The organism is Aeromonas sp. R5-4, from assembly GCF_040908215.1.
In the GTDB taxonomy this organism is placed as follows: Bacteria; Pseudomonadota; Gammaproteobacteria; order Enterobacterales; family Aeromonadaceae; genus Aeromonas; species Aeromonas veronii.
In genome coordinates this window covers 41,644-51,621 of record NZ_JBFODG010000011.1, presented here as the reverse complement: position 1 = coordinate 51,621, position 9,978 = coordinate 41,644, and the positions used below count along the sequence as shown (strand labels likewise).

Annotated in this window: 11 protein-coding genes; 6 read left to right on the top strand and 5 right to left on the bottom strand. The window is 60.3% G+C overall.

The genetic code is table 11. The annotated features are described in order from the left end of the window. The 3 genes from hcp1 to AB5Y83_RS03940 form a co-directional block, all read right to left on the bottom strand. On the bottom strand, positions 1-353 hold a 353-nt coding region (gene hcp1 / locus AB5Y83_RS03950), incomplete at its 3' end, for a type VI secretion system effector Hcp1 (RefSeq protein WP_368174736.1). 226 nt (positions 354-579) lie between these two features. Then, complete coding sequence (locus AB5Y83_RS03945; protein WP_021230816.1) at positions 580-1,380, bottom strand: LuxR family transcriptional regulator; 801 nt, start codon at positions 1,378-1,380, stop codon at positions 580-582. Positions 1,381-1,596: 216 nt separating this feature from the next. Continuing rightward, positions 1,597-3,702 (bottom strand): TonB-dependent hemoglobin/transferrin/lactoferrin family receptor, encoded by a 2,106-nt coding sequence (locus tag AB5Y83_RS03940; RefSeq protein WP_064335616.1) that lies wholly within the window; start codon positions 3,700-3,702, stop codon positions 1,597-1,599. A gap of 193 nt (positions 3,703-3,895) precedes the next feature. Here AB5Y83_RS03940 and AB5Y83_RS03935 point away from each other — a divergent pair, with 193 nt between their 5' ends. From AB5Y83_RS03935 to AB5Y83_RS03925, 3 genes are read left to right on the top strand one after another with little or no spacing between them, the layout of a single operon-like run. Beyond that, complete coding sequence (locus tag AB5Y83_RS03935) at positions 3,896-4,867, top strand: ChaN family lipoprotein (protein WP_368174735.1); 972 nt, start codon at positions 3,896-3,898, stop codon at positions 4,865-4,867. Positions 4,868-4,893: 26 nt separating this feature from the next. Continuing rightward, a complete protein-coding gene (locus tag AB5Y83_RS03930; RefSeq protein WP_005335255.1) occupies positions 4,894-5,448 on the top strand; it encodes a cysteine hydrolase family protein in 555 nt (184 codons plus the stop codon). 37 nt (positions 5,449-5,485) lie between these two features. Then, the gene (locus AB5Y83_RS03925; RefSeq protein ID WP_005335256.1) at positions 5,486-5,869 is read left to right on the top strand and encodes a hypothetical protein; all 384 of its coding nucleotides are present in this window, start codon (positions 5,486-5,488) and stop codon (positions 5,867-5,869) included. Positions 5,870-5,956: 87 nt separating this feature from the next. Here the strand turns inward: AB5Y83_RS03925 and hutZ are convergent, their stop codons facing one another. Together hutZ and hutX are read right to left on the bottom strand one after the other, a co-directional pair. Beyond that, entirely contained in the window at positions 5,957-6,514 is a 558-nt protein-coding gene (hutZ, locus tag AB5Y83_RS03920; protein WP_368174734.1) for a heme utilization protein HutZ, read from the bottom strand. Then, complete coding sequence (hutX, locus tag AB5Y83_RS03915) at positions 6,511-7,023, bottom strand: heme utilization cystosolic carrier protein HutX (protein ID WP_005362516.1); 513 nt, start codon at positions 7,021-7,023, stop codon at positions 6,511-6,513. Before hutX ends, hutZ begins: the two co-directional genes overlap by 4 nt. Before the next feature lie 170 nt (positions 7,024-7,193). Between hutX and AB5Y83_RS03910 the strand changes: the two genes are divergently transcribed. From AB5Y83_RS03910 to AB5Y83_RS03900, 3 genes are read left to right on the top strand one after another with little or no spacing between them, the layout of a single operon-like run. Then, positions 7,194-8,045, top strand: coding sequence for a hemin ABC transporter substrate-binding protein (locus AB5Y83_RS03910; protein WP_368174733.1), 852 nt, complete (start codon positions 7,194-7,196; stop codon positions 8,043-8,045). Next, positions 8,042-9,085 (top strand): iron ABC transporter permease, encoded by a 1,044-nt coding sequence (locus AB5Y83_RS03905; RefSeq protein WP_042021724.1) that lies wholly within the window; start codon positions 8,042-8,044, stop codon positions 9,083-9,085. Before AB5Y83_RS03910 ends, AB5Y83_RS03905 begins: the two co-directional genes overlap by 4 nt. An 11-nt stretch (positions 9,086-9,096) precedes the next feature. Then, positions 9,097-9,909 carry a heme ABC transporter ATP-binding protein gene (locus AB5Y83_RS03900; protein WP_193860125.1) on the top strand — a complete coding sequence of 271 codons (813 nt, stop codon included), beginning with the start codon at positions 9,097-9,099 and terminating at the stop codon, positions 9,907-9,909. Positions 9,910-9,978 lie beyond the last annotated feature (69 nt).

Below are 9,978 nucleotides of genomic sequence, written 5' to 3'. Positions count from 1 at the left end.
GCATCGGTCAGCACGGTAGAGAAGAAGTGCTCCTGCTTGCCTTCAACGGAGGTGCGGTACCACTTCAGGGTCACTTTCGGCAGCATCTCGCCGGACGCCAGTGCGTTGTACATCAGCGGCACGGCTTTGTTCAGGGCAACGGTGAACTTGAACGGCTTGTGGACACGCTGACCAGCCGGCTGACCGGATTGCGGGTCGGTCGGGACGGTGACGACGTGCTGGAACTCTTGTACCAGCATCTCGTCTTCGTGGCCTTGTACGAAGATGTTGCCGACGGAATCGGAGGTGAAGGCACCGGCGGTGATATTGCCCTGGGTTTTACCTTCGATGCTGATATAACATGGAGTTGGCATGGGTATGCTCCTAAATAGGTTGGTTAAACGAGATAGCACTCGACCAACCTTTAGCAGCGTCCATGCCATTTTTTTATTCCTTACTTATCAAATAATTACATTCCGCCAGTTCTCGCTCAACGCACATGGGTGCAATAAGTTGCGCAATGTCATCACACTCACTGGCAAAACTGACCTTTTCAGTAATTTCATCTACGTAATGAGCAAGCTTTTGCGTTAGACAGCATCATGCACTGTTATCATCCACATTTTCGATTTGTGCCGTGTCAATGTTCAGCCTGACAATCCCCTGCATCAGTGCCCAGGATATCGCCTGATTTTTGCTGCTTGCCCCCAGCTTCTCTGCGATCCGCTCAAGATGGAAAGTGACGGTTCTGGGCTTGATCCCCAGGATCTGGGCAATATCGCTCACTTGCTTGCCTTCGGCGGCCCATTGGCACACCTCCAGCTCCCGTAGCGTCAGATCTTCCTGAGGAAGCTGCACGGCAAGACAAACACGGGTCACCGCCTCGAAGACATGCACCGCCAGCCAGCTTAAAAAGGGAATAGCCGTCAGCCACTGATGTTCGGTTCGTGGCGTACGAGTGATCAATGACAGCAAGCCAACATGGCCATTCGGCCCGTGCCAGGGAATCGTGATCCCGTCGCGCAGCCCCATCTCTTGTGCCTGCAGCATCACTTCCAACCCAGCGATGTCCTGCAGATCGCAACACTCGGTGATCAGGTTGGCCCAGAGGATGGGGGTGCTCTGCTTCATTCCTTTGCGCACTACGGGATCTACCGCAAAGAAACGCTGTTTGTCATAGGCCTGCACCCATTCGGCAGGACAGCCGTTGAAAATCCTCACATCAGGACGCTGAATCGAACTGGGAAAGATGAATCCAAGCCGGAAGTGGTCAAATCCCATCTGCTGGCTCAGAGTTCGCAACAGAGTCACTATGGTCTGCTCGTCAGAGGCCTCATTGAAGAGAGTAATCAGCTCAAGTGCATCGGCGGTGTCGAGAAAATAGTTCGATGTCGAAGTCAAAGGCGAGGCGCACCCATTGTAAAGAATTACTAAATGTCATTAACAATGAATCAAATAGCATAATATCTCGCCAACACAAAGAAAAAGGCGAAGCCAATGAATAACATAGGGTGAGCGGGTCACCTCGCGCTTGGCTACACGTATAAAAAATCCCCGCCTGTCAGGGCGGGGATCCGGTGCGGGCAACAGCCCGCGATCACTGCGTGTGTTGTCTTTTTAGAATACGTATTTGACCCGAGCACTCAGGTTGCGGCCCGGCTCGGTCATCAGGCTGTTGTCGGAACCTGCATCACGACCGGCGATGCGCTCGTAGCTGGTGTACTCCTTGTCAAACAGGTTGAAGACCCCGACGTTGAGCTGCAGGTCGGTCATCGGGTTGAACTGGGCGTACATATCAACCACACCCCAACCGGCGCTCTTCACGTAATCGTTGCCTTTGCTGTCTTTACGGACTTTGTCCATGTCGTCAGCAAAGCGCAGCGCGGTGTTGAAGTTCCATTGGGACTGTTCCAGACGCACACCGACGGAACCGTTCAGCGGGCTCAGGCTGTTGATGTAGTTGCCATCCCCATCCTTGCCTTCGATGTAGGCGAGGTTGCCCCAGACATTGACGATGTCGTTGAGCCAGTAATCCGCCTTGGCTTCGACCCCTTTGGTGGTCGCCTTGCTCAGGTTCTGGTACTGGTAGACGGCGGTGCGCCCCTCTTTGCCCACTTCCACCATCTCGATGAAGTCTTCAAACTTGTTGTAGAAGCTGGCTACTTCATAGCTGAAGCCGTTGCTGCTGCCACGCACGCCAAGATCGATGCCGTCGCTGCTCTCCGGATTGAGGTTCGGGTTGGGCTCGATGCGATAGCCGTACGCCTGATGGTTCAGGGTGGAGAAGGCGCTGTCATACATGGGGGCCTTGAAACCGTGGCTGTACTGGGCGAACAGGTTGGCCGCCTCGTGGGCCTTGAACACCAGACCCAGCTTGGGTGACAACTCCCCTTCGGAGAACTTGTGCAGCTTGTCGCCTGTGTAGGCCGGATCGTTGTCCGGGGTCATCCGGTAGTAGTCATAACGGGCACCCGGGGTCAGTACCCAGCGCTCGCCAAACTTGATCTCGTCAAAGGCCCACAGGGCGCTGCGCTCGCTGGTGGTAGCCGGGAAACTCAGCTCGTTGTAGCCGACAAAATCACCGGGAGTCGTCGGCCCCTTGTAACGGGTACGTTCGTTGTCGGTGTGCTCGTATTCAGCCCCCCAGGCCAGGCGGTGGTTGGCGACCGCCTTGTGGAACTGCAGCTGGGCGCCGATGTTCTTCTGATCGAACACGTTGTGATCCAGCGAGTTTTTGGTCACATAGGGGTTGCCGGGGCTGACCGGATACTTGGATGAGGCGTACTGATCCAGCGTCTGCTTGGTGCGGGCGAAGTAAACCTTGCTATCCATCCGATCAGCCCAGCCTTGATTCAGCGCGATGCCGTGATCCAGCACCACAGAGAGGTTGTCGGTCTGCTTGTCGGTGATGGGCTGATCAAAGACACGGGCAGTACCGGTACCGACCTTGTTGAGCTTGACCGCATCCGGCTCCTCGCCATCGGTCAGGTAGTCAACGGTCAGCTTGAGGAACTGCTCATCGGAGAGGTTCCACTTGCTCTTGAGCAGCAGGGCGTGGGTACCGATATCGAAGTCGTTCTTGGTGGAGTCGAAATTCTGGGTCACACCGCCATCGCGCCAGGTGTAGCGCAGCAGGTTCTCCACTTCACCAGTGCGCAAGGCGCCGGTAAAGCCCGCCATCTTCTGGTGGCTGCTGGAGGCGTAACCGCTGGTCACGTCCAGATAACTATCCTTGCCCTTGAGGAAATCGCTGGCATCCTTGGTGGTGATGGCAATCACGCCACCCAGCGCATCGGAGCCGTAGGCGGCAGAAGCGGGCCCCTTGGCCACTTCCACCTGCTTGATCATGTCGGTATCAAAGTAGCTCTGACCAACCCCGCCCTTGCTGTAGGCATCGTTCTGGCGCACACCGTCGCGCACCACCTTGACCCGGTTTTCACCCATGCCGCGGATGATAAAGGTCTGCGCATCACCCTGACCGCCGAGCACAGTCACACCGGGTTCGTAGCGGAACAGGTCGGCGACGTTGGTGACGACCTGCTCTTCAATCTGCTTGGCGGTGATCACCGAGATGGGGCCGGAGACATCTTCCAGTTTTTGCTCCATCCGTGAGCCGCTGACGACCACGACTTCATCCGCCTTCTGGGTGGCAGCAAAGACCTGGGAGGAGAGACCAGCCGCCACGGCGAGGGCAACCAGAGAGAGTGCGTTATGATGGGTCACAGCGAATCCTTATTGAGAACTGTTATCAAACAGGCCGCATATTACCCGGCTCTCGACAAAGATCAACAAGAAACGAAATCATTCTCATTTGTTTTGAACCAAATTGGTTTTACACTGTCGCTCTGTGTTGCCCTTATTCTCTATTAGCCCCCCGAGATGCACCGGCATCCGGGCATATCAGCCGTGAGATCCCATGATTAGACGACTTCCCCTGCTCGCCCTGCCGCTGCTGCTGGCAGCCTGTGCCACCCCCACTCAACCGACCCAGTCATCACAGTTGCAGACGCTCTATGACTACCGGCTAAGCAGCGAGGGAGACGCAGACCTGACGCTGGAGCAAGCAATCGCGCGCATTGCCGACGCCGATATAATTCTGGTGGGCGAGCTGCACAGCCATCCCGCCGTGCATCTGTTGCAATCGCGCCTGCTGAGCGGGCTCTACACCGCAGGTCAGCAGCACGGTCGGCCATTGGCCCTCTCCATGGAGCAGTTCAGCCGCGCCGATCAGAAGACGCTGGATGCCTTTCTGGCGAATCAGATTGGTGAAGCGGCCTTGATCCGCGAAGGCAACGCCTGGCCCAACTATCCAAGCGACTACCGCCCGCTGGTAGAGTTTGCCAAGGCTCACCAGATGCCGGTGATCGCCGCCAACGCCCCCAAACCGCTGGTGAGCTGTGTCGGTCAGGAGGGGGCTGAGTGGCTCGACAAACTGCCCGCGTCGCGCCGCAGCCAGCTGGCCCGCCAACTGACGCTGGGGGATGATCCCTATCGCCAGAAATTTATGGCTTCCATGCACCACGGCGATGCCGACAGCAACGCCCGCCGCTTCGCCGCCCAGACCAGCTGGGATGACACCATGGCCGAGAGCATGGTGGATTATCTCGCCAAGCACCCGGGCCAGCAGATCATGCATATCGCCGGCAATTTCCACGTCGAGGGGGGGCTTGGACTCGCCAGTCGCATCGCCAGCCGCAATCCTGCCCTCAAGGTAGCGCTGGTCGTGCCCCGTGCAGATGAGACCTCTGTTGCAGATCCCGCAGCCGATGTGCAGGTAACCATCATGCCGCTGCCTAAGCGCTGGCAAAACAGTGACGAGATGAAGCAAGATATGGGCGCGCTGCATCAATCCCGCAGTCGTGACTGCAGCCAGTGGCTGCAACCCTAATCTTCAAGGAAACGGCGGGTAAGAAAATGGATGTGTTACTGATCATCGATGTGCAGCAAGGCTTGTTCAACGAGCCCCGTTACCGCCAGGAGCAAGTGCTGGCCAATATCAATCGGGCTGCGGCCCATGTCAGGCAGCAACAGGGACGGGTCATCTATATCCAGCATGACTCGCCCCCCGGTACCGAACTGGAACCGGGCACCCCGGGTTGGCAGTTGCACAGTGCGCTGCAACCGGCCAAAGGAGATAGCCGGGTGCGCAAGACAGCATGTGACAGCTTTCTCGATACCGAGCTTGCCTTCCTGCTGGCCGAGCAGCCGGTCGATCGACTCATTCTCTGTGGCTGTGCCACCGATTTTTGCGTCGATACCACGGTGCGCAGTGCCGCCTCCCATGGGTACGAGGTGCTGGTGTTGAGCGATGGTCACACCACCGCCGATCGCCCCCATCTGAGCGCAGCCCAGATCACCGAGCACCATCACTGGATGTGGCGCCACCTCAGCCTGCCGGAGGGGCGCAGTGTGACCCTGCTCACCACCGACGAGCTGCTGGCAGTAACACCCGCCCTGCAGCCGTGCTAATCTGCGAGCCTCGCCTCGTTTCTCACTGGAGTCTGTCGTGCGCCTGTTGTCTGCCACCCTGTTGTTGATTGTTCCCCTGCTGTCGGCCTGCTCCAGCTTGCCCGGCCAGAAGTATGACGGGCCGGAACCCCTGTTTCTGACCCACATCAACGAGGAGGGGAGCAAGCGGTTCACCTTTGAGGCCGCGCCTAACGACACCTTGCCGCGCGGCCTCTCGGCGGCCCAGAGCCAGCGGCTGCTGGAACAGCGGGAGGCGTTACAGGAGAACCTGCTGACCGAGACCCTGGCGACCAAGCAGTATTGCCGCCAGGGCTACATCGTGCTGAGCCAGACCTCCTGGAAAGTGCGAGGAGAATGCAACGAAACGGCCACCGACGCCGATCGTCGCGCTTTTCCCAACAAGGCCAGCTGGCAGGATTGAACAGGCCGGATGAGATAGCGCAATAAAAACGGGCAGCCCAGTGGCTGCCCGTTTTGTTATGACGGCTGTCGTGGTCGACAGGGATCGTCAGACCGGCGCATCGGCCGGGCTGGTGAGCTCGGCACCGTTGTCGATGCGCTTGTGCCCTTCCACCAGATGGACGAAATCCACCAGCTCGTCACCGGAGACCGCAAACGCCTGGCCGAAGCCCTTGACGAACAGCCCCTGCTCCGGCTTGAGGCGGAACAGTTTGAAATCCTTGAGGTTGGAGAGACCCTTGATGATCTCGCCAAAACGACCTTCCAGTGCAGCGACCGCCTTGCTCCAGCGGGCGTCGTCACGGGCCACCACTTCAGCCACCGCATCGAAGGTCAGGCGCTTGCGGGCAAACAGCTCGCGGGCACCGCTCTCATCCTCGATCAGCATCAGGGATACCTGGGGCACCAGTTGCAGGTTGCGGGCGTGGCGGGCGATCTCGGAGATCAGCACATAGTAGCCATCTTCCTGCAGCACGAACGGGGCATAGCTGGCGTTGGGATTGCCTTCGCCATCGACGGTGGCGAGCTGCAGGGTGCGGCAGCTGTCGCGAAACTCGCGGATCTCCGGTTGCAGGCGGTTCTGCAGACGCTCCTGACGTTCACTCATGCTTTGACTTCCTCTTGAGAGTTGTGGCGCAGCGCCATGAAACGGGTGACCTGATCGGCCAGCAGCTGGCGTTTCTCGTCGCGACCCAGATAGACCTTGAAAATGCAGCGGCCGGAGTGACCGAAGAACTGGAAGGAGTGCCCCTCCTTGCCCATGAACAGCTTGCTGACCAGCGCAATTCCCGCCACGTTGTCGAGCTTGAGGTGACCATGCAGCTCACCGTCGCGGCCCATCAGGTTGTAGTAACCGCGTGCGTCCTTGCCTTTCGGGAAGGGGGCTTTTACCTCGAAGATGGAACCTTCTGATTCGACGATGGTGGTCACCGGGCCCCAGTCGGCCAAATCTTCCAGCAGGCCTTGTGCGCGATCGGCGGGCAACAGGGTCACCAGCTCGGCGGGCAGATGGCGAACCACCTCCCATTCGCTGATGGCAAGCTGGGCCGCCAGAGTGGACGGATGAGCGCCGGGATCCTGCTCCAGCAGCGCGTGAATGCGTTGTGCAATGCTCATGTTTTCTCCCTCTGCGGGACCATATTGTCCCGCTGTTTATCATGGCGGCTACTCTAATAAAGCACCGAAACCAATGCAATTGATAATTGCTATCATTATCAGTGCATTTTTTCCAAAGCCTTGATATTCTCGGCGGCACACCCGTTTCATTCACCCCTTCGGAGGTTAGCATGGGCCGTCGTCTTGCCCTCGCCATCAGCCTGCTCTGCAGTTCACTCTCTCCCTTCTCTGCCGTTGCCGCCGACGGACAGAAAGAGCGTATCGTCAGTATCGGCCCGGCCACCACAGAACTCATTCTGGCCCTTGGCGGTGAATCGAGCCTGATCGCCACCGATGTCAGCAGCCCCTTGCCAAAAGGGTTGCCCAAGGTGGGTTATCACCGGGCACTGGCCGCCGAAGGGATCCTGAGCCTCTCCCCCACCCGACTGGTGGGCAGCGACGAGATGGGCCCGGCCCCGACCCTGGATCAGCTGCGCCGTGCCGGGGTCAAGGTAGAGGTGCTGGATACCGCACCGACTCTCGCCAACCTCAACCAGCGTATCGACACCCTCTCCAGCCTGCTGGGCGACAAAGCCGCTGGCGATCGCCTGAAGGCAGAGATCCAGGCCCAGACCGATCAGCTGGCGGCGCAAGCCAAACAGAACAAACCGCTCAAGGTCGCCTTCCTGCTGCTGCACAAGGGGCAACCCACCAGCATCGCCGGGGGGGACACCACGGCCAGCGCGCTGATCTCGCTGGCGGGCGGCATCAATCCGGTCGCCGAATTGCGCAACTACAAGCCGGTATCCGCCGAATCCCTCATCGAGATGCAGCCCGATCTGGTGCTGGTCAGCGGTCGTGACTGGCAGCAATATGCCGATCCGGCCAAGGTGCTGGCTGAAGTGCCCGCCCTGGCCGCCACCCCGGCTGGCAAGCGTAACGCCATTCACGCCATCGATGGCCACGCCCTGCAAGGGGGCCTGAGCCTCAACTCCCTGCAACAGGCGAACCAGATCGCCCAATGGATCAAGCAGGGGTCATGATGCGGTTGCCCCTCTCCTGGCTGCTGGCCTTCACCACGGCCGCACTGGCACTGTTGCTGCTCGGTTCGCTGGCAACCGGCCCCATGACCCTCACCCTGGGCGAGAGTCTGCGGGCGCTGTTTGCCGGGCAGGAGAGCGGGATAGAGTCGCACAAGCTGCTGATCGTGCAGGAAATTCGCCTGCCGAGAACCCTGCTCTGCATCGCAGTGGGGGGGATCCTCGGGCTCTGTGGCGCCGTGATGCAGGGGCTGTTTCGCAACCCCCTGGCTGACCCCGGCATCATAGGTGTCTCCGGCGGTGCGGCACTCGGTGCGGCGCTCGCCATCGTGCTGCTGGCCCCTCTTGCACCACAATATGGCCAGCAGCTGCAAGCCACCATCGGGGTTGGTCTGCTGCCGCTGCTCGCCTTTCTCGGCGGCGCTCTCACCACCACTCTGGTCTATCTGCTCGGCACCCGTGAGGGCGGCACCTCGGTCACCGTCATGCTGCTGGCCGGGGTCGCCATCACTGCGCTCTCCGGTGCAGTGATCGGCCTGCTCACCTATCTGGCGGACGATCAGATGCTGCGCAACCTGAGCCTGTGGCAGATGGGAACGCTGGCGGCAGGCAAACCGGCCGATGTGGCGCTGGCCCTGCTCACCCTGGCGGCCCTGCTGTGGCTCTTTATGCGCGATGCCAATCCCCTCAACGCCCTGCTGCTGGGGGAAGGAGAGGCCCGTCATCTGGGGGTCAATGTGCAATCCCTCAAACGTCGCCTGATTCTGCTCACCGCAGCGGGCGTCGGGGTGGCGGTGGCGGTATCGGGGATGATCGGCTTCGTCGGGCTGGTAGTGCCCCATCTGGTGCGCCTGCTGGCAGGCCCCAACCATGTCAGGTTGCTGCCGCTCTCGGCCCTGCTTGGCGCCGCCCTGCTGCTGGCAGCCGATATGCTGGCACGCACCCTGCTGGCCCCGGCCGAGCTGCCGGTGGGCATCATCACCGCTCTGCTCGGCGCCCCCTTCTTCATCTGGCTGCTGGTAAAAGGCCGCCGCGCCCTGTGATACGGACTGTTATGCAACCACTCTCATCCTCACTCTCCTCCCCCCTGTTGAGCTGCAGCCGACTCAGCCTGCGCCGTGGCCAGCGCCAGGTCCTGGATGGGCTCGATCTTAGTCTCGAGAGCGGCACCCTCACCGCGCTGCTCGGCCCCAACGGGGCGGGCAAGAGCTCGCTGCTCAAGTGCCTGACCGGCGAGCTGGAATATGAGGGTTCCATCACCCTGTTTGGCGCGGATCGCCAGCAGTGGGACAGCAGCCAGCTGGCCCACCGGCTCGGGGTATTGCCGCAAAGCTCCTCCCTCAACTTCCCCTTTCTCTGCCACGAAGTGGTCGCCATGGGGCGCTTGCCCCACAGTGAACCGGCGGCACGGCGCGACGAGATAGTGGCGGCGGCCATGACTCATGCCGGGGTCGAGCATCTGGCCAAGCGGCTCTATCCCGGGCTCTCTGGCGGCGAGCGGCAGCGGGTGCAGTTTGCCCGGGTGCTGGCGCAGATCTGGCAAGCCCCCTCCCCGACCGAGCAGGCCGAGCAACCCCGCCTGCTACTGCTCGACGAGCCCACCTCGGCGCTGGATCTGAAATACCAGCATCAGCTGCTCACCATGGCACGCGCCCTCGCCAGCCGCAATACTGCGGTGCTGGTGGTGCTGCACGACCTCAATCTGGCGGCGCGCTATGCCGATCGGCTGGTGATGCTGGAGCGGGGCAAGCTGATGGCCGATGGCACACCTGCCGAAGTGCTGACCCCTGAGCTGATCGCCCGTCTCTATGACTATCCGGCACAGGTGATCCACCACCCCGAGAGCGGCCTGCCGATGGTGGTGTGACAAATTCAGAGTGCGGTAACGGCAGGAAATACGCCATTCATCCCGGAAACTGCAGCGTATAAACCGGTT

Bases quoted from the DNA above. Each gene is read 5' to 3' on its own strand.
- AB5Y83_RS03930 (WP_005335255.1), top strand. From the start codon at position 4,894: ATGGATGTGTTACTGATCATCGATGTGCAGCAAGGCTTGTTCAACGAG.
- hutX (WP_005362516.1), bottom strand. From the start codon at position 7,023: ATGAGCATTGCACAACGCATTCACGCGCTGCTGGAGCAGGATCCCGGC.
- AB5Y83_RS03900 (WP_193860125.1), top strand. From the start codon at position 9,097: ATGCAACCACTCTCATCCTCACTCTCCTCCCCCCTGTTGAGCTGCAGC.
- AB5Y83_RS03905 (WP_042021724.1), top strand. From the start codon at position 8,042: ATGATGCGGTTGCCCCTCTCCTGGCTGCTGGCCTTCACCACGGCCGCA.
- AB5Y83_RS03935 (WP_368174735.1), top strand. From the start codon at position 3,896: ATGATTAGACGACTTCCCCTGCTCGCCCTGCCGCTGCTGCTGGCAGCC.
- AB5Y83_RS03910 (WP_368174733.1), top strand. From the start codon at position 7,194: ATGGGCCGTCGTCTTGCCCTCGCCATCAGCCTGCTCTGCAGTTCACTC.
- hutZ (WP_368174734.1), bottom strand. From the start codon at position 6,514: ATGAGTGAACGTCAGGAGCGTCTGCAGAACCGCCTGCAACCGGAGATC.